This window comes from Massilia sp. NBRC 108631, from assembly GCF_059704565.1.
In genome coordinates this window covers 1-316 of record NZ_BAAKJE010000148.1, presented here as the reverse complement: position 1 = coordinate 316, position 316 = coordinate 1, and the positions used below count along the sequence as shown (strand labels likewise).

At 45.9% G+C, this 316-nt stretch carries 1 rRNA gene; it reads right to left on the bottom strand.

Going from position 1 to position 316, the window contains the following annotated elements:
• Positions 1–92 (bottom strand): 23S ribosomal RNA (locus tag AC6H42_RS16475); the annotation flags it as partial.
• Positions 93–316 lie beyond the last annotated feature (224 nt).

Here is a 316-nt window from a genome sequence, read left to right as displayed (position 1 = left end):
TTGTCAGCTCCCCGAGGCTTATCGCAGACTTCTACGTCCTTCATCGCCTGTAATCGCCAAGGCATCCACCATGTGCACTTATTCACTTGTCCCTATAACCTTGACGGCTATCGGCATCAAGCATTTACTACTGTGTTTGATGATTTATCTACTACCCTGAATATCTTGCGATACTCAATAAATCTTTACTTCTTCCAAATTGTTAAAGAACGATTACTACACTTACCGAAAACCCGTAGTCTTGAGTAAATGCAGTGGTGGAGGATGACGGGATCGAACCGACGACCCCCTGCTTGCAAAGCAGGTGCTCTCCCAG